Here is a 16,406-nt window from a genome sequence, read left to right on the forward strand (position 1 = left end):
ATCAGGGTGATCACGGCGGTGACTGCTGATGCTGAGATTGGCCACCACCCCAATAAAGGCGGGTTGGGTTGTGAGCCATGATCTGCTCAAAGGACTCGGCACCTGTCCACGCATGGGCTTGGGCGATGAGTGTTTCAAAATTCGCAAACTCTTCATGGTTGGTGCAGGGCCAGTCGCTTCCCCACAGCAATGCACCGGGGCCCAGATCGCTCAATAAAAGAGAAGTCAAAGTTTCTGGATGGACGCCCCCCAATCGGTAAGCGCCACTCAACTTCACGTAGATCGGGGCAAGGCTTGCGTGCTTCTTCAATGCCAACAAAGTGGGGTCTGAGGCGCGGGCGTCCAAGGGTTTGGCCATGTGGTCCACCACAAGGGGTATGTCAGAGGGTATTTGGCGCAACACTTGGGGCAGTTTCCCCTGATCGGTGTGGATCTCAAGATGCCAACCCAGTGTATGGATGGCTTCCCAAATGTTGTCCGACAGGGTCCATTCTGGGATGTCATGGGAGACACCCGATAAATTCAAGCGGATGCCCCGTACGCCAGATTGGTGCATGGTCTTCAAGGTTTCAATGGCCACACTTGGGCTGACCACAGCAATACCGCGCAGCTTGTCAGGGTGAGACTTCAGGGCATCGATCATCAGACTGTTGTCTGTGCCCAAAAAGCTCGGTTGCACCCAAACACCGCGAGCCACTCCCACATTTTGGGCCTGGCGCATCCAATCGGACAGCTTCGCGCTGTATTGCGGTGCGTAACGGGCGCCTTCAACGGCAACCCCTGCGTTGAAAACATGGAAATGGGTATCGATCCAATTTTTTGACATGCTGAAATCCATACTGTACATTCTAGTCCTCTAGATGTCTAGAATCAATTCATGACAACACTCTTTAAAACTCATTCACTTGGCCAAAGTCGATACGGCAATTTGGCGACTGCTTTGCGCGATCGAATCCTGCAGGGTGAATGGGTTCCGGGCGAGGTCATTCCTGCCGAATCGGCTTTGGCGCAAAGCTATGGTGTGGCATTGGGCACCATTCGGCAAGCTTTGTCACTTCTGGTTCAAGATGGCGTGTTGCAACGCCGGCATGGCAAAGGCACCTTTGTGACCAAAGGTGTTGATGGCGCCTCCATGATGCGATTTTTCAGATTTCGCGGCACCGACGATGCGGCCAGCATGACGCCTCATTCCCAGATTTTGGGCAGTCGTTTGCGCAGTGCCAGCATCCAAGAAATTCAGGCCTTCGGTTTGGTGAAGGGTGCTCAAGTTATTCAAATTGAACGCCTGCGAAGCCTAGAGTCTGAACCCTGCTTGCTGGAAACCATCGTTTTGCCACTGCCACTCTTTGGCGCTTTGGCCGACTCCGACACCGATGGGTGGGACGACTTGCTTTACCCCATGTACCAGCAACGCTGCGGGGTTGTGATTCAAAAAACACAAGACAGTCTGAGCTTTTCGCAATTCAATGCCAGACAAGCTAAGCGTCTCAAACTTGCTGCATCACACCCCTGCGTTCTGGTTGAGCGTCAGGCTTTTGATATGGCGGGCCGCTGCGTCGAACTTCGCACCACACGTGGCGACGCGTTTTCTTTCAAGTACACCGCACAGGTGCAATAACAACTTCCTAGGAGATATTTCATGAATGGTTCTTCCCGACTCCAATCCATCGGCTGGATTGCGCTTGTCACATCTGCTCTGTGCGGGACAGCGACATCTGGTTTTGCACAAACGGCGTACCCCACCAAGCCGATCACTTTGGTGGTGACTTACCCGCCAGGGGGTGGCGCAGATGCCATGGCCAGACTGATTGCCCCCAAAATGGGTGAAGCACTTGGCCAAACGGTCGTCGTCGAAAACAGGGCTGGTGCAAGCGGGCAAATTGGCGCAGCAGCGGTTGCCAAAGCCAACCCGGATGGCTACACCTTGATGCTGGATGCCTCCTCTTTTTCCGTGAACCCTTCGCTGTATCCAAAGCTGCCCTATGACAGTCTGAAAGCTTTTCAGCCTGTAGGCGTGGTGGCCTTGTTCCCGAATGTGGTCTTGGTCAACGCCAATTTCCCCGCGAAGAACATTGCCGAACTCACGGCAGCTGCCCGTAAAAGCAAAGATGCTGTGTCCTATGCATCATCGGGCAATGGTTCCGCGCAACATTTGGCGGGCGCATTGTTTGAATCTGCTGCCAAAGTGGACATGATTCATGTCCCTTACAAGGGTGGCGGCCCAGCACTCAATGACGTGATCGGCGGTCAAGTGCCCCTTTTCTTTGGCAATCTGGCGTCCACTTTGCAGCACGTTCAGTCAGGCAAATTGAAAGCCTTGGCCGTGACGTCCGACAAGCGCTCTCCCATCCTGCCCGATGTCCCCACCCTGAGTGAATCTGGCCTGAAAGGCACAGAAGTTTATGAGTGGAATGCTGTATTTGCCCCTGCCAATACCCCTGAGCCCGTGATGAAAAGGCTGGCAGCAGCGTTTCAACAGGCTTTAGATGCGCCTGAGGTGAAAGCTCGCGTTGCCCAACTGGGTGGTGAGTTGCAAAAAGGCTCTCCCGAACAGGCCAGAGCATTCATTGAGCAACAAATCAACCTCTGGGGTCGCGTGGTCAAAGAACGCAAAATCACCATTGAATAAGTGAGTGACAGGGCTTGGGCCACAACTGCCCACAAGCCACGGGCCTGTCCTAAATCGTGGCATGCTCGCCTTTTTTAGGGATGGTTCTTCGTGATGCAGTTTTTGGCCCGCTGGTTCAGCCTTTTTGGCTTGTTGCTGTTGTCGGCTTGCAGCAGTGCCCCCACTTCAACTTACGCCCCCAAGCTGGGTCAATCGGGCAAAGACGTGATGTGGTTGCCCACGCGCGACGAGTTGGTGACTCAAATGCTCACGGTGGCGCAGGTCTCACCCGAAGACGAGGTGGTGGACCTGGGCGCCGGTGACGGCAAGATCGCGATCGCGGCGGCACGGCAATTTGGGGCGCGGGCTTGGGGCATTGAGTACAACAAAGACTTGGCCGCCTTGGCGCAGCGCAATGCCGAAAAGGCGGGTGTGGCAGGCCGGGTCCGCATCGTGCAGGGTGACATCTTCAAAGAAGACTTTTCCAGAGCCAGTGTGGTCACGCTCTATTTATTAGAGGAGTTGAACGAACAACTGCGCCCCACCTTGCTGGGCATGCGGCCAGGCACGCGCGTGGTGTCCAACACCTTTGGCATGGGCGACTGGGAGCCCGATCAGGTGATCCGGGTGGGCAGCAACACCGGGTATTTCTGGAAAGTGCCCGCGCAAGTGGCGGGTCAGTGGTCGGTGCACGGACTGGACCGCCGTGGTCCGGTGCGGTTGGCCTTGACCCAGCGATACCAGCGTGTGGGCGGCACGCTGGCTGGAGGCTCTGCCTTGGGCCATATGGCTCAGCCTTTGCTGGGCGTCCGCATCGACGGTGCCGACTTGCATTTCAGCTTCGTCAAAGAAGACGGGCAATTGCAAGCGGTTCAAGTCCGGGTGCAAGGGGGCACGATGTCGGGCGAGTGGGTGGCGCCTTACGGCATGCTGGAGGGACAGCCCGAGGTGGTGAAAGTCAGCGCCCAGCGCTTGGGCAACTGACCTGCGCTTGGCACTCGATGCGCAGGTGATACACGCCCTTCCGTCTTCAGGGCTGCGGTCCCCAGGGTGCCGACAGCATCAGCTTGTTTTGCTGCTCGGCAATCAGCGGACGGATTTTGGCGGCAAAGGCCATGAAGTTCGCATCGCCGTAAACCCCGGCCCAAAACGCACGGCGGTCGGCATCGTCGTCAAACTTCCAGATGTGGATCAGCTGGTTCAAGGCTCCCACATCCCCTGTGAAATAGCCCACCAGCTTGGGCGGGTGCTTGGACAGCACGGGCCAGCCTTCGGTTTTGTACAAGGTGACAAGCTCGGACATTTTTCCGACGATGGCGTTGTAGGTGCGCAGTTCATAGATGGCCATGAGAACTCCAAAGGTTTGAGAAAAGACGATTCACTTTAGAGTCTTAAGATCGGCCTTGCTGTCGGCAAGGTGACGCCGGTGCGCCATGGCCCCTGTAAGATCAAAAACGCCCTGTTGGGGCTTTTTTAGACGGAATCTTATGAACGCCCCTCTTTCTCAAGCTGCCTTGTCGCACGTGCAAGCCGCAGACCTTGCCGCTTTGCCCTTGATCGAAAAATGGATCGCCTTTGCCACCGTCTCGCGCGACAGCAACCTGGCCTTGCTGGACTGGACCGAAGCTTATTTGAAGGATTTGGGCATCAGCTGCAGCCGTACCTATGACGACAGCGGCCAGAAGGCCAACCTCTGGGCCACACTGCCTGCACACGACGGCGAAACCAAAGTGGGCGGCTTGGTGCTGTCCGGCCACACCGATGTGGTGCCTGTGGACGGCCAACCCTGGGACACCGACCCGTTCAAGGTCATGATCCAAGGCGACAAGATGTACGGCCGGGGCGTGACCGACATGAAGAGTTTTGGCGCCATTTGTTTGATGATGGTGCCCGAGTTGCTGAAAAGAAAACTCAAGCGCCCGATTCACCTGGCCTTCAGTTACGACGAAGAAGTGGGCTGCATCGGTGTGCGCCGCATGATTGCCGACATTCAGGCGCAGGGTTTCAAGCCTGCCGGCTGCATCGTGGGCGAACCCACCGGCATGCAGGTGGTCATTGCGCACAAGGGCAAGCATTCTTACAAAACCACGGTGCACGGTTTTGAGGCGCATTCTTCGCTCACACCGCTGGGTGTGAACGCGGTCGAGATCGCTTGTGAATTTGTCGCCAATCTCAAAAGCATGCACCGCGAGTTGGTGCAAAACGGGCCGTTTGACCCGATTTACGACGTGCCCCACACCACCATCCACACCGGCGTGATCGCGGGTGGCACCGCGCTCAACATCATCCCCCGCCAGTGCGAGGTGAGCTGGGAAATCCGCCATCACCACATGAACACGCCCGAAGAGTTGTTTGCACGGGCCAAGGCTTTTGGCGAGAGCTTGGTGCCTGCCATGCAGGCAGTGGCCCCAGACACCGGCATCACCCACGAGCTCAAATCTGTCCTTCCTGGTTTTGCCACGGCAGCCGACAGTGAAATTGCCCAGTTGTGTTTTGACTGTGCCGAATTGGACCCTGCCAGTGGCGCAGGCAAGGTGTCGTTTGGCACCGAAGCAGCGCTGTTTCACCAAGCGGGTGTGCCCACCATCGTGTGCGGCCCCGGCCACATCGCGCAGGCGCACCAGCCCAACGAGTGGGTCACGTTGGACCAATTGGCTTGGTGCGAGCGCTTCATGCGGCGCTTGGCCGACCGGGTTTGTGTCGGCTGACGATGTGCGGCGCTCAACAGTGCGCCTCAGTGAAACACGTAGCCATCCATGGCGATCACATGGTCGCTGATGCCCCTGAAAAAAGCGCAAGGCTGTGCATCAGCGCCTGCTGCGCCCCAGGCGGTGAACAGCGGCAACAAGTGTTCGTCTGTGGGGTGGGCGCGCTGACCGGAAAGCTGCTGGCGGTAGTCCAGCAAACCGGCCACATCGCGCGCCACCAAATGCTTGTGAACCCAGTCGGCAAAGGTCTGCACATAGCTGGGTGTGGCGCCGCCGTGCATGGCAGCTACTTCGGGGCTGCCCGCCGCAGGGTATTGCATCTCATAAAGGCGAGGGTCAAAGCCGCCAAAGTCGTGGATGGTTTCGGGTTGGGTGGCAAAGCCCACGTTGGGTAGGGCCGTTTCCCAGTGCGGGCTGATCACCACGATGGCGCGGGGTGTGCCCAATTGAGGCACCAGCGCGCTCATGGCAGCGCCAGCCGCACCGGGGTGCAGGGCAAACATGGGCGAGCCGTGGGGCACAAACAAGACAGATGAGTGGGCGTGCATGGGTTTATGAGGACTTCAGAGGGTTTGACTGTAGGGCAAAGGTCGGACAAAGCCCCTTGTGTCACGGGTTTGACCAGATTGTCGCGAAATGCGTCCACAATTTGCTTACGGCCAATAGCCCTCACTTTTTCTTCCTTACCCTAGCGACTTCTGGAACCCGCCATGACTTACCCTAACACCCAACTCTTCATCAACGGCCAATGGTGCGACGCCGAGGGCGGTCGCACCCTGCCCGTGTTCAACCCCGCCAACGGCACCGAAATCGGCCGCTTGGCCCATGCCGGCATTCCGGATCTGGAGCGTGCTGCGCAAGCCGCTCAAAAGGGTTTCGAGATTTGGCGCGATACGCCGGCCAACGAGCGCAGCGCCATTTTGCGCAAGGCCGCGGCCCTGATGCGTGAGCGTGCCCCGCAAATCGCCGAACTGCTGACGCAAGAACAAGGCAAGCCACTGGCCGAAGCCAAGGTCGAAGCCATGTCGGCGGCCGACATCATCGAGTGGTTTGCCGAAGAAGGCCGCCGCGTGTATGGCCGCATCGTGCCGCCACGCAACATTCAGGTCCAGCAGCAAGTCTTGAAGCAGCCCTTGGGCCCGGTCGCTGCGTTCACGCCCTGGAACTTTCCCGTCAACCAAGCGGTGCGCAAAATGTCGGCGGCGCTCGCCACCGGCTGCTCCATCATCGTCAAAGCGCCCGAAGAAACGCCTGCCGCGCCGGCTGAGTTGATTCGCGCTTTCCATGACGCGGGTGTGCCCGCAGGGGTGATTGGTCTGGTGTATGGCACACCTGCTGAGATTTCGAATTACCTGATCGCGCATCCGCTGATCCGCAAGATCACCTTCACCGGCTCCACACCTGTGGGCAAGCAACTGGCGGCCATGGCTGGCCAGCACATGAAGCGCGTGACCATGGAGCTGGGCGGCCACGCCCCGGTCATCCTGGCCGAAGACGCGGACATCGCCTTGGCCCTGAAGACCGCCGGTGCGGCCAAGTTCCGCAATGCGGGCCAGGTCTGCATCTCGCCCACCCGCTTTTTGGTGCACCACAGCATTGCCGACGCCTTTGCCGAAGCGTTTGCCGCGCAGGCGCAAGCGCTGAAGGTGGGCGATGGCCTGGCCGCAGGCACGCAAATGGGGCCTTTGGCCAACGAGCGGCGCTTGGCGGCCATGCAGTCCATCGTGCAAGATGCCCGCGCCAAAGGCGCCAAGGTGCTCACCGGTGGTGAGCGCATCGGCACACAAGGCAACTTCTTTGCGCCCACGGTGCTGTCGCATGTGCCGCTCGACGCGGATGTGGTGGTCAACGAGCCCTTCGGCCCGATCGCCGCGATCCGCAGCTTCGAGAAGATCGAAGACGCCATTGCCGAAGCCAACCGCCTGCCTTTTGGCTTGGCCGCTTACGCCTTCACCAACTCCATGAAAACCATGCACCAGCTCAGCCAGCGTCTGGAGGTGGGCATGCTCTGGGTCAACCAGCCTGCTGCGCCCTGGCCTGAGTTGCCCTTTGGCGGCGTGAAAGATTCCGGCTACGGCTCTGAAGGTGGCCCCGAGGCGCTGGAGGCTTACCTCAACACCAAGACGGTGTCTATCTTCAACGCCTGACAGGCGCATCTTTGATGCGCATCCTGCTCACCGGCTTCGAGCCCTTTGGCGGTCAAAGCCTCAACCCGTCCTGGGAGGTGGCGCGTGCCTTGCACGGTCATCCTTTGCCTGGCGCCCAGGTCGTGGCGGTGCAGCTGCCTTGCGTGTTTGCACAGGCGCTGCCCGCTTTGCAGCAAGCGCTGACGCAGCACACCCCTGACATCGTACTGGCGCTGGGCCAGGCGGAGGGACGGTGTGATTTGTCGGTGGAGCGTGTGGCCATCAATGTGATGGACGCGCGCATCCCCGACAACGCCGGGGCGCAGCCCATTGACGTGCCGGTGATCGCGGGTGGCCCTGCGGCGTACTTCAGCACCTTGCCCATCAAGTCTTTGGTGGCCGGTTTGCGTGCGAGTGGCTTTCCGGCTTCGGTGTCGCAAACGGCGGGCACTTTTGTCTGCAACCAGGTCTTTTATGGTTTGCAACACGCTTTGGTGGGCCTGGACGTGCACAGCGGTTTCATGCACCTGCCCCTGTTGCCAGAGCAAGCCGCCCACTGGCCTGGCCCCAGTTTGCCCAGCTGGCCTCTGGACTTGCAAGTGGCCGGGGTGCAGCAGGCTCTGGCTTTGCTGTTGGCGCAGCGCCAACTAAGCTTGGCAGACGCGGCCATCGGTGGTGGCACGCTGAACTGAGTCGCCACCGTTTCGCCAACGGGGTGGGCTCCACCAATAACGCAGTCGAGCGCCTGCAAATACCGCAACCTAATCGGCTGGTTTGGCGCGCCAACGCACAGACTCTGGGTGCTGTTTTTCGGATGATGTTGCTTTTGCATCAGGTCAGGAGCCTTCATGAAAAACAACACCATTCATCGCGCAGTCATCGCCAGCGTCCTGAGTGTTACCGCCACGGCTTGGGCTCAAACATCGGTGGGTTTGGGGCGTGCCGACTACCGCGACAACTGTGCCAGTTGCCATGGCCCTTCGGGTCGAGGCGATGGTCCGGTGCAGTCGTTTTTGGTGAAGCCGCCTTCCGATTTGACGACCATCACCCAAAGGCATGGTGGCAAGTTCCCGCAAGAGCTGATGTGGGAGGTGATCGACGGCCGTTGGTCCGGCGATGGCGGGCCCCACGGATCGCGCGAAATGCCGGTGTGGGGCCAAGAGTTCAAGGCCCGCGCCATGACGCAGCCGGGCGATTCGGCCACCATCGCCGAGTGGTCGGCGCGCAACCGCATTGTGTCTTTGCTCAAATACCTGGAGACGATTCAGCGCCCGTGACGGCTGCGTCGGCTGCGGCTGTCCAAGTGGCTCAAACCATGGTCTTTGGTGGTGCCTGCATGCGCTGGTGAGCGCGCGCGGCCACGCCGGTGTCGGCAAAGGCCCATGCCAGCGAGGCGCCCATGCCTTGCAGGGCTGTGCGCACAGCGGCTTGTTCCAGCGCACAGCGGCGTTCGCGCTCCAGCATGTCGAGAGCCCAATCGGGCAGCATCTGCAAGGCGGCGCGCACGATCATTGTGACCAAAGGGCGATCCAGGGGCTCGCAGGGGTAGTTCTCAATCAGGTGCAGTGTTTCGCGTGTGCGTTCGTCGACCCGCAATTGCGGCCGAAAGGCTTGCAGCTGCGTCAAGGCTTGGTGCCGGCTCATGGGCAGCCCGTGTGCGCCCAAGCGGTGGCCCACCTGAGCCATTTCGGCAAAGTATTGGTCCTGCCGGGATGCGCTCAGGGGCTGCAGCGACAGGTCTTGGTAGGCCCGCAAAAAACTGGTGGTTTCGCCCAGGTGCACCCAGCGGATCAGTTCGGGGTCGTTGGCCACGTAGGGCGTGCCGTCTGGCAAGTGGCCACGAATTTGGGCGTGGATGCGGTTGACCCGCTCGATGCTTTGCAGAGCCGCAGCCGTGCCGCCATAGGTGGTGGTGGCCACAAACAAGGCGGTGCGCCCCAGCCGCGCCTGCAGTTGGGTGCGAAAACGCGAGTGGTCCCACACGGCCCCCAAAGCCTGAGGGTGCAGCGCTTGCAGCATCAGCGAGGACAAGCCCCCGGTCATCATCGCCACAAAGTGCGCGTGCACCTGCCATGCGGCCGAGTCCGGACCGAACAAGCCGGGGTCGCCTGCGGGCTCTAAAAAGTCCCGTGCATCTCCTGTGGCTCCGGTCATGGCCCGCACGCGCTGACCCAGCTGCTCTTTGAGCTGCGACGACAGGTGCGCGCGCACCCGCTCGGCCATGTGTGCGCCCAAGCTGCAGAGCGTTGGCGCGGGGCTGGCGTTTTGGGGCGGGGGCTGTACGGCAGTCAAGAGCGCCTGAATCAAAGAAGGGGGTGTCATGGGCCCGTGGGTATTCAAAGAGGTGCCAGTGTGTGACACCGCTCGATGGGTTGCACGGCCACCCTGAAAGGCCGTTGGCGCAGGCTGGGTTTGGGCCCTTGGCGGTGACCAATAACCATGTGTCCATCAGGACCATTCAGGGCGATCCCGGCTTGGATGTGGGGTCATGCCCGAACATGCGCAGCTCAAATTGGAGACACCCCATGGCTTGGCTGGATTTTTTGAAAAATGGCAACGAACTGAGCGAACTCTTGATCGAGGGCCAAAACCCTTATGGATCGCAATTGCTCAAGCAATCCGATGTGGACCAAATGCGCGACCACATCCAGCCCACCGAGCGGGTCTTGGCGTATGTGCTGGGCCGTGTGGTCTTGGCAGGGCGTGGCCTGTGGTTGTTGACCGACCAGCAGTTGTTGGTCTCAGAAAACGACACGGGCAACGTGGTGCATCACTTTGCTTTGAAAGACATCACCGAGGCCGAATGCGTTAAGGGCAAATACGGTTACACCCTGCGTGTGACGGCAGCAGGCCAGCTGCGCAGCGTGTACGGTGCATCGGCCCATTTGGCAGCGGTGTTTTATCGGGCGCTGGGCCAAAAGGTGCGTTGCACGCCGGTCTACAAGCCTACGGCGCTGGATGCCGATGACGTGGCCGAAGTGGTGCACCACTTTTCGGATGCGGCTTTGCGCTTGCAACCTGTGGCCATGGTCAACGCGGACGCCCGCGCCTTGATCGCTCAACTGGCCCAAGACGCTGCCAGCCAAGGCTGGCTGCAAGTCAGCGAGGCCAAGCAGGTGCGCGTTGCCGAAGCGGCGCACTGAAGCTCAAGGCTGGCTGGCTTCGATCCGTTTCAGGTCAAAGCCCAGTTGGTCCAGCTTGGCCAGCAAGGCTTGGTAGGTGACTGCAGGCATTTGGGGTGTGCGTGACAAGATCCACAAATACTCGCGCTTGGGTTCGCTCACGACCACCCATTGGTAATCGCTGTCCAGATCGATGATCCAGTAATCCCCCCACACTATGGGGATGAAGGACAGCCAGGCGGGGGCAAAACGCACCTTCAGCTGGGCCGATGTCGGCCCGCCTATTTGCCGTGCGGCCCCCAAGGCTTCGGTCCACTCGCCCTTGGCCGTTTTGCAGCGGTTCAGCACCTGCACCCCGCCGTCGGTTTGCAGCGTGTAGGTGGCCTGGGTGCTGCTGGCGCATTTCTTTTGAAACCAGTTGGGGTATTTGGCGATTTCATGCCAGGTGCCCATGTAGCGGGGCACATCCACCGCCGCCACGGTTTTCAGGGGGGCCAACTCGGCTTGCGCCGGCATGCTGAGCACACAGGCCCATGCCAGAGCCAGGCTGCGGCTTGCGGTCAAAACTTTCATACAACCATCGGGTTCAAAGCCCCGTCCATGCTCATGCAAATGCCGGTGACATAGCTGGCTTTGGACGAGGCCAAAAACAGCACCGCGTTGGCGATTTCTTCGGGATCGGCCATGCGGCCCAGCGGTATTTTGGCCACCGATTGCGCCATGACTTCGTCGGGGCTCAGGCCCTTCAAGCGGGCATCGGCCGCAAAGCCTTCGTGCAGTCTGTCGGTCAAAGTCAGGCCAGGGTTGACCGCGTTGACGCGGATGCCTTGTGCGCCATAGGCTGCGGCCAGACCGGCGCTCACCAGCATCAGCGCCGCATTGGCCGCGCCACCGGGCAGGTGGATGGGGCTGGCGACTTTGCCGCCATTGCCCACCACGTTGACCACCGCGCCCTGACCGCGTGCAGCCATGCGGTGGATGGTAGGGGTGATCATGTGGACATAGGTGAAGTACTTGGCCTGCATCGCATCGGCAAAGGCTTCGGGCGTGAGTTCGGGTGCGGGCGTGCGCTTGGCCGCGCCTGCCGAGTTGACCAACACGTCGACCGGGCCGAACGCTGCTTCGGCCGAGTCCAGGGCCGCGAGCGCCGCCGATGCATCGCGCAAATTGGCGGCCACGGTGTGGATGCGTGCGCCGGGGCAGGCGGCCAACAGTTGCTGCTGTGCCCGCGCCAGGTTGGCTCTGTCACGCGAGACCAAGCTCACGCGGGCACCTTCGGCCAAAAAACCCTGTGCACAAGCCAGACCAATGCCTTTGCTGCCGCCGGTGATGAGGATGTGCGTGTCGCGAAGGTGAAGGTCCATGGGTCGCTCTTCTGCTGAAATGAAAAACTCTGATCTTGTCGATTTAATCACTCTTGTAAGAACTTCGCGCCATGACTTCCAAAACCTCTGCGCTGCGTGCGCGTTTGAACCAACCCGGCCTGGTCGTCGCCCCTGGCGTGTTCGACATGGTGTCGCTGCGCTTGGCTGACAGTTTTGGCTTTGATGCGCTGTACATGACGGGCTACGGCACCGTGGCTTCGCACATGGGCTTGCCTGATGCGGGTCTGGCCACCTACAGCGACATGGTGGGGCGCGTCACGGCCATGGCGGGCATGGCCCGCACGCCGCTGATGGCCGATGCCGATACCGGCTATGGCGGTTTGCTCAACATGCGCCACACCATCCGGGGCTACGAAGCCGCAGGCGCTTGCGCCATCCAACTCGAAGACCAGGAGTTCCCCAAGAAATGCGGCCACACGCCGGGCCGCCGTGTCATCCCCATGGCCGACATGGTGCGCAAGATCCAGGTGGCGGTGGATTCGCGGGAGTCCAAAGACTTCTTGATCATCGCCCGCACCGACGCCCGCACCACGCTGGGCCTGGACGAGGCGCTGCGCCGGGCTGAGGCCTATGCCAAGGCGGGGGCCGACATTTTGTTTGTCGAGTCGCCCGAGTCCGAAGAAGAAATGCGCCGCATCGGCCAGAGCTTTGACGTGCCACTGGTGGCCAACATGGTGGAGAAAGGTCGCACGCCCGTGTTGACCCGCCCCGAGCTGGAAGCGCTGGGTTACAAGATCGCCATCTTCCCCGTCACCGCCTTGCTGGCCGGTGTGCAGGCCATGACCCAGGTGTACCAGCAGTTCAAAGACACCGGCTCGTCGGCCAATGGCCCAACGCCGCTGTACGACTTCGCCGACCTGACCCGCCTCATGGGTTTTGAAGATGTTTGGGCGTTTGAAAAGCGCTACGCCGAAACCGACTGATGACCAATAGAAACCACCAGGAGACAACGATGCAAAACAAAAGCACAACACCCCGCCGCCAATGGCTCAAGACGGCTCTGAGCACCGGCCTGATGGCTGCTACTGGCGCTGGCCTGACCCTGAGCGCCAGCACCGCCGCAGCGCAAGCCGCTTACCCCGCCAAACCGATTCGTTTGGTGGTGCCCTTTGCGGTTGGCGGCGTGACCGACACCAGCGGGCGATTGATCGCCGAGCAGCTGTCCAGGCGCCTCGGACAACAGGTGGTCGTGGACAACAAACCCGGCGCCTCAGGCAACATCGGCACGCAAATGGTGGCCACGGCCGAGCCGGATGGTTACACCCTGCTGTTGGGCTTTGACGGCACCATGGTGATCAACCCGCATGTGTTTCCCAAAGTCGGTTTTGACACCGTCAAGGACTTCGCCCCGATTGGCAAGATCGGCGACGCCATTCTGATTTTGGTGTCGCACCCCGGCGTGCCCGCCAAGACACTGCAGCAAGTGATCGCCCTGTCCAAAACCCAGTCGGGTGGTCTGTCGTACGGCACCTCGGGCACGGGTGGCACGCCCCACCTGGCGGGTGAACTGCTCAAGCAGCGCACCGGTGCCAACCTCACCCACATTCCCTACAAAGGCGGTGGTCAGGCTTTGACCGATGTGCTGGGCGGCAATATCCCCTTGGTGTACACCGCTGTGGCGGGTGCTTTCCCTCACGTCAAATCGGGCAAGCTGCACGCGGTGGCGGTCTCGAGTGCCCAACGCGCGCCTTCTTTACCAGATGTGCCCACCTTCATTGAGGCGGGCCTGAACGATTTCGACATCAACTCCTGGGTGGGCTTGCTGGCGCCTGCCAAAACACCGCGCGCCATCGTTGAGAGGCTCAACACCGAGTTGAACGCCGTGCTCAATGACCCGGCCGTGCGCGAGCGCCTGAACACCTTGGGCATCACCGCCAGCCCCGGCGGTCCTGAAAAGTTTGGCCGCGACATGGCGCGTGATTTGTCGCGTTACGCGGGAGTCGTCAAATCGGCCAACATCAAAGCCGAGTAAGCCCCTGTGCGATGCGCCCTTCGATTTCCGCTGACCCTGCCGAGGGTGTTGTGGGGCCGATGGCCACTCATGGCGCTGGCCTGCGGTCTGTGCATGGCCTTGGCACAGGCGCATACACCCGTGCGCAAAATGCGTGCGGATGGCCCCAACGCCCAGGCGCTCGGCCTGAGTCAGGACTATCCCAGTTGCATCGCCGCCTTACAGCAGGCCAGCTGCCGTGTCGGTACCTGGTCCGGGGGGCTGAGCACCCAGCCGCGCAATGCGGTGAAGCCGGCCAATATCCCTTGGCCCCTGCCCGACCACCCCGAGCCACCATCTATCCAATGGCGTTGGGGTCAGTCGGTCGACGACTACATGGACGCCACCCAGACCACCGGATTACTGATCATCAAGGAGGGTCAGGTCGTGGCCGAGCGCTACCAGTATGGCCGCCAGCCCGGCATGCCCATGCGCTCGTTTTCGATGGCCAAGACCTTTACCGCCATGTTGGTGGGGATTGCCCATGAAAAGGGTTTGATCAGATCCTTGGACGACCGCGCAGCCGATTACTGGCCCGAAATTGCGGTCTCGGCCTATGGCCAGACCAGCATCCGGAATCTGCTGCGCATGTCCTCTGGCGTGCCATTTCGCGAGCTCTACACCTGGACACAAGACGATGACAACTGGGTCTGGGGCATGGTGCTTTACCACCCGAGCAATGCCAGGCAGCCCCGGCGCATTGAGCAACACCTGCTGACTCGTACGCAACGGGAAATTGACCAGGGCCAGCGCTTTCACTACGCCTCCATTGAGACTGAAATCCTGGGTCGAGTACTGCGGCGCGCGACCGGGCAGTCGATCGCCCAGCTCACGCAAGAGTGGCTGTGGCAACCTATGGGTGCAGAGGATCCCGCGCACTGGCTTTTGAGCACCACCGATGGCGCCGAAGGTACTGCGGGGAGCTTCAATGCATCGCTGCGCGACTATGGCCGCTTTGGCATGTTGCTGGCCAACGATGGGGTGCGAGACGGTCATGTCATCATTCCGCGCGAATACCTGCTGGACGCGACCGATGTGCAACGTCAGCCACCGGCTTTCAGGCCACGCGTTGCTACGTCGTTCATGGGCTATGGATACCAGACGTGGTTGTTGCCCTACAAAACACGCACTTTTGCTTTGCAGGGCATCCACGGCCAGACGATTTATGTGCAGCCTGAAACCAAGATCGTGATGGTGCAGACGGCGGTGCACACCGCGCCCAGCGGCCGTCAGGACCCCAGGCCCTACCAGTTCCGACAGGCGATGTGGGAGGGTGTGCTCAAGAGCCTGGGTGGCAAGGTCGACTGATGCGGCAGATGCGACACAAGGGTGCGCGTGTGCAGTTTCAATGTGATGCAGTCCAACTGCCGCTTTTGCCACCGTGCTTTTCCAGCAGCTTCACATCGGTGATGACCATGCCCCGGTCCACCGCCTTGCACATGTCGTAGATGGTGAGCAGGGCGATTGGGGGGCCGATACAAATCAACAATTTAGCGCGCATTGAAGGCCGTCAATCGACCTCATCCTGCATGTTTAGTTGGACAAAATTTGGACAAGGAATTTCTTGCCCGATGGCAGTGTACGGTACTCAATTCACTCTGTCTAAGCCGCACACGAGGTCGATGCTGGGTCAGCAATGCGCTAGACCGGCCACCCCACCGCACCCCCACCCGCCAACTTCAGGGCATAGCCTGCCCACCAGCCTAATCACTGTTTTGCACAGATCATCAAAAAATCTGGGGGTCTTTGTCTAACGCTGGACATCAGGGTAGTGTGCACGTGATGTGCGGCATCGTGGGTCTTTGCCGATGGGCATGCCGGTAGCGGCCCCCGTACCCCCTTAGGACTTTTCCCGATCAGGACCCCCACCGTACCCCCACCCCCCGAATCCAGCAGATGGGACCCACACGCTGCCCTTGCACCTTGAACTGCTCAAACGGCGAGTCGTAACTTGACGGAAACATTTCTTGCAGTTATGGTGATCTTTTAACTCAACATTAACTGGAGTGATCGTGCGTACGTTCCTGACAATCCTTACTGGCGCCACCTTCTTAACCGGGTGTGCATCAATTACACAAGGCACATCTCAGACTTTGATCTTCAATATTGAGCCAAAGGAAGCGCGTTGCGTAGTCACGCGCGATGGAGATGGCCAGCTTGGCGTAGTTTCACAGTCACAAAATACTCTTCAAGTCTCGAAGGATAAGGACGACATCGTCGTGAACTGTAGGGCAGAAGGCTATAAAACATTCGCTTTGAAAATTGCGAGTTCCGCAACGGGGGCCGGGGTAGCCGGAGCGGTTTTCATAGATTTGGGCATTGTGGATTTGATGACAGGGGCTATGTGGAAGTACCCAGAGCAACACAACATATCTTTGGAAAAACAGTGAGGGGCCATGGACATTGGCCTGCTTGTTGATTAGCCAGACAAACTGAGCCAGTGTTTGCATCGAATATTGAGCCACTG

The 16,406-nt window shown here is 60.0% G+C and carries 18 protein-coding genes and 1 pseudogene; 12 read left to right on the forward strand and 7 right to left on the reverse strand.

Annotated features, from left to right (window positions below; genetic code table 11):
- Nucleotides 1–10: 10 nt before the first annotated feature.
- Complete coding sequence (locus tag ABWQ00_RS04130; protein ID WP_353237405.1) at nucleotides 11–826, reverse strand: amidohydrolase family protein; 816 nt, start codon at nucleotides 824–826, stop codon at nucleotides 11–13.
- A 51-nt stretch (nucleotides 827–877) separates the two neighbouring features.
- On the opposite strand from ABWQ00_RS04130, the gene ABWQ00_RS04135 reads away from it, so the two are divergent.
- From ABWQ00_RS04135 to ABWQ00_RS04145, 3 genes are all read left to right on the forward strand, one after another.
- Entirely contained in the window at nucleotides 878–1,618 is a 741-nt protein-coding gene (locus tag ABWQ00_RS04135) for a GntR family transcriptional regulator (protein ID WP_353237406.1), read from the forward strand.
- Nucleotides 1,619–1,639: 21 nt separating this feature from the next.
- Nucleotides 1,640–2,629 (forward strand): tripartite tricarboxylate transporter substrate binding protein, encoded by a 990-nt coding sequence (locus ABWQ00_RS04140; RefSeq protein ID WP_353237407.1) that lies wholly within the window; start codon nucleotides 1,640–1,642, stop codon nucleotides 2,627–2,629.
- 93 nt (nucleotides 2,630–2,722) lie between these two features.
- Nucleotides 2,723–3,592: a methyltransferase domain-containing protein gene (locus tag ABWQ00_RS04145; protein WP_353237427.1), complete on the forward strand. Its 870-nt coding sequence runs from the start codon at nucleotides 2,723–2,725 to the stop codon at nucleotides 3,590–3,592.
- A gap of 46 nt (nucleotides 3,593–3,638) precedes the next feature.
- Here the strand turns inward: ABWQ00_RS04145 and ABWQ00_RS04150 are convergent, their stop codons facing one another.
- Nucleotides 3,639–3,956 (reverse strand): NIPSNAP family protein, encoded by a 318-nt coding sequence (locus ABWQ00_RS04150; protein ID WP_353237408.1) that lies wholly within the window; start codon nucleotides 3,954–3,956, stop codon nucleotides 3,639–3,641.
- 139 nt (nucleotides 3,957–4,095) lie between these two features.
- Here ABWQ00_RS04150 and argE point away from each other — a divergent pair, with 139 nt between their 5' ends.
- Nucleotides 4,096–5,316 (forward strand): acetylornithine deacetylase, encoded by a 1,221-nt coding sequence (gene argE / locus ABWQ00_RS04155; protein ID WP_353237409.1) that lies wholly within the window; start codon nucleotides 4,096–4,098, stop codon nucleotides 5,314–5,316.
- A 26-nt stretch (nucleotides 5,317–5,342) separates the two neighbouring features.
- Here argE and ABWQ00_RS04160 read toward each other — a convergent pair whose 3' ends face one another.
- The gene (locus tag ABWQ00_RS04160) at nucleotides 5,343–5,864 is read right to left on the reverse strand and encodes a dioxygenase family protein (protein ID WP_353237410.1); all 522 of its coding nucleotides are present in this window, start codon (nucleotides 5,862–5,864) and stop codon (nucleotides 5,343–5,345) included.
- A 162-nt stretch (nucleotides 5,865–6,026) separates the two neighbouring features.
- On the opposite strand from ABWQ00_RS04160, the gene ABWQ00_RS04165 reads away from it, so the two are divergent.
- The 3 genes from ABWQ00_RS04165 (at nucleotide 6,027) to ABWQ00_RS04175 (ending at nucleotide 8,719) form a co-directional block, all read left to right on the forward strand.
- Nucleotides 6,027–7,463, forward strand: coding sequence for an NAD-dependent succinate-semialdehyde dehydrogenase (locus ABWQ00_RS04165; protein WP_353237411.1), 1,437 nt, complete (start codon nucleotides 6,027–6,029; stop codon nucleotides 7,461–7,463).
- A gap of 14 nt (nucleotides 7,464–7,477) precedes the next feature.
- A complete protein-coding gene (gene pcp, locus ABWQ00_RS04170; RefSeq protein ID WP_353237412.1) occupies nucleotides 7,478–8,134 on the forward strand; it encodes a pyroglutamyl-peptidase I in 657 nt (218 codons plus the stop codon).
- Nucleotides 8,135–8,290: 156 nt separating this feature from the next.
- Nucleotides 8,291–8,719: a c-type cytochrome gene (locus ABWQ00_RS04175; RefSeq protein ID WP_353237413.1), complete on the forward strand. Its 429-nt coding sequence runs from the start codon at nucleotides 8,291–8,293 to the stop codon at nucleotides 8,717–8,719.
- Between the two features lie 31 nt (nucleotides 8,720–8,750).
- On the opposite strand, the gene ABWQ00_RS04180 is transcribed toward ABWQ00_RS04175, so the two are convergent.
- Nucleotides 8,751–9,764, reverse strand: a complete 1,014-nt coding sequence (locus ABWQ00_RS04180) for an oxygenase MpaB family protein (RefSeq protein ID WP_353237414.1) — start codon at nucleotides 9,762–9,764, stop codon at nucleotides 8,751–8,753.
- Nucleotides 9,765–9,967: 203 nt separating this feature from the next.
- Between ABWQ00_RS04180 and ABWQ00_RS04185 the strand changes: the two genes are divergently transcribed.
- The gene (locus tag ABWQ00_RS04185) at nucleotides 9,968–10,585 is read left to right on the forward strand and encodes a hypothetical protein (RefSeq protein WP_353237415.1); all 618 of its coding nucleotides are present in this window, start codon (nucleotides 9,968–9,970) and stop codon (nucleotides 10,583–10,585) included.
- A gap of 3 nt (nucleotides 10,586–10,588) precedes the next feature.
- Here ABWQ00_RS04185 and ABWQ00_RS04190 read toward each other — a convergent pair whose 3' ends face one another.
- Together ABWQ00_RS04190 and ABWQ00_RS04195 are read right to left on the reverse strand one after the other, a co-directional pair.
- Entirely contained in the window at nucleotides 10,589–11,137 is a 549-nt protein-coding gene (locus tag ABWQ00_RS04190; RefSeq protein WP_353237416.1) for a lipocalin family protein, read from the reverse strand.
- Nucleotides 11,134–11,928 (reverse strand): SDR family oxidoreductase, encoded by a 795-nt coding sequence (locus ABWQ00_RS04195; RefSeq protein WP_353237417.1) that lies wholly within the window; start codon nucleotides 11,926–11,928, stop codon nucleotides 11,134–11,136. Before ABWQ00_RS04195 ends, ABWQ00_RS04190 begins: the two co-directional genes overlap by 4 nt.
- 71 nt (nucleotides 11,929–11,999) lie before the next feature.
- Between ABWQ00_RS04195 and ABWQ00_RS04200 the strand changes: the two genes are divergently transcribed.
- From ABWQ00_RS04200 to ABWQ00_RS04210, 3 genes are all read left to right on the forward strand, one after another.
- Nucleotides 12,000–12,872 (forward strand): isocitrate lyase/PEP mutase family protein, encoded by an 873-nt coding sequence (locus ABWQ00_RS04200; protein ID WP_353237418.1) that lies wholly within the window; start codon nucleotides 12,000–12,002, stop codon nucleotides 12,870–12,872.
- A gap of 29 nt (nucleotides 12,873–12,901) precedes the next feature.
- Entirely contained in the window at nucleotides 12,902–13,921 is a 1,020-nt protein-coding gene (locus ABWQ00_RS04205) for a Bug family tripartite tricarboxylate transporter substrate binding protein (RefSeq protein ID WP_502908066.1), read from the forward strand.
- Between the two features lie 69 nt (nucleotides 13,922–13,990).
- On the forward strand, nucleotides 13,991–15,247 hold the full coding sequence (locus ABWQ00_RS04210; protein WP_353237419.1) for a serine hydrolase domain-containing protein: 1,257 nt from the start codon (nucleotides 13,991–13,993) through the stop codon (nucleotides 15,245–15,247).
- Nucleotides 15,248–15,284: 37 nt separating this feature from the next.
- Here the strand turns inward: ABWQ00_RS04210 and ABWQ00_RS04215 are convergent.
- Nucleotides 15,285–15,413, reverse strand: a pseudogene (locus tag ABWQ00_RS04215) (cyclic pyranopterin monophosphate synthase MoaC); the annotation flags it as partial.
- A gap of 538 nt (nucleotides 15,414–15,951) precedes the next feature.
- Between ABWQ00_RS04215 and ABWQ00_RS04220 the strand changes: the two are divergent.
- A complete protein-coding gene (locus tag ABWQ00_RS04220) occupies nucleotides 15,952–16,329 on the forward strand; it encodes a hypothetical protein (protein ID WP_353237420.1) in 378 nt (125 codons plus the stop codon).
- Nucleotides 16,330–16,406: the final 77 nt, after the last annotated feature.

The organism is Limnohabitans sp. (assembly GCF_040400975.1).
In the GTDB taxonomy this organism is placed as follows: Bacteria; Pseudomonadota; Gammaproteobacteria; order Burkholderiales; family Burkholderiaceae_C; genus Limnohabitans_A.

Bases quoted from the DNA above. Each gene is read 5' to 3' on its own strand.
- ABWQ00_RS04145 (WP_353237427.1), top strand. From the start codon at position 2,723: ATGCAGTTTTTGGCCCGCTGGTTCAGCCTTTTTGGCTTGTTGCTGTTG.
- ABWQ00_RS04205 (WP_502908066.1), top strand. From the start codon at position 12,902: ATGCAAAACAAAAGCACAACACCCCGCCGCCAATGGCTCAAGACGGCT.
- ABWQ00_RS04190 (WP_353237416.1), bottom strand. From the start codon at position 11,137: ATGAAAGTTTTGACCGCAAGCCGCAGCCTGGCTCTGGCATGGGCCTGT.
- ABWQ00_RS04135 (WP_353237406.1), top strand. From the start codon at position 878: ATGACAACACTCTTTAAAACTCATTCACTTGGCCAAAGTCGATACGGC.
- ABWQ00_RS04150 (WP_353237408.1), bottom strand. From the start codon at position 3,956: ATGGCCATCTATGAACTGCGCACCTACAACGCCATCGTCGGAAAAATG.
- ABWQ00_RS04210 (WP_353237419.1), top strand. From the start codon at position 13,991: ATGGCGCTGGCCTGCGGTCTGTGCATGGCCTTGGCACAGGCGCATACA.
- argE (WP_353237409.1), top strand. From the start codon at position 4,096: ATGAACGCCCCTCTTTCTCAAGCTGCCTTGTCGCACGTGCAAGCCGCA.
- ABWQ00_RS04165 (WP_353237411.1), top strand. From the start codon at position 6,027: ATGACTTACCCTAACACCCAACTCTTCATCAACGGCCAATGGTGCGAC.
- ABWQ00_RS04195 (WP_353237417.1), bottom strand. From the start codon at position 11,928: ATGGACCTTCACCTTCGCGACACGCACATCCTCATCACCGGCGGCAGC.
- ABWQ00_RS04200 (WP_353237418.1), top strand. From the start codon at position 12,000: ATGACTTCCAAAACCTCTGCGCTGCGTGCGCGTTTGAACCAACCCGGC.
- ABWQ00_RS04130 (WP_353237405.1), bottom strand. From the start codon at position 826: ATGTCAAAAAATTGGATCGATACCCATTTCCATGTTTTCAACGCAGGG.
- ABWQ00_RS04185 (WP_353237415.1), top strand. From the start codon at position 9,968: ATGGCTTGGCTGGATTTTTTGAAAAATGGCAACGAACTGAGCGAACTC.
- pcp (WP_353237412.1), top strand. From the start codon at position 7,478: ATGCGCATCCTGCTCACCGGCTTCGAGCCCTTTGGCGGTCAAAGCCTC.
- ABWQ00_RS04160 (WP_353237410.1), bottom strand. From the start codon at position 5,864: ATGCACGCCCACTCATCTGTCTTGTTTGTGCCCCACGGCTCGCCCATG.
- ABWQ00_RS04180 (WP_353237414.1), bottom strand. From the start codon at position 9,764: ATGACACCCCCTTCTTTGATTCAGGCGCTCTTGACTGCCGTACAGCCC.
- ABWQ00_RS04175 (WP_353237413.1), top strand. From the start codon at position 8,291: ATGAAAAACAACACCATTCATCGCGCAGTCATCGCCAGCGTCCTGAGT.
- ABWQ00_RS04140 (WP_353237407.1), top strand. From the start codon at position 1,640: ATGAATGGTTCTTCCCGACTCCAATCCATCGGCTGGATTGCGCTTGTC.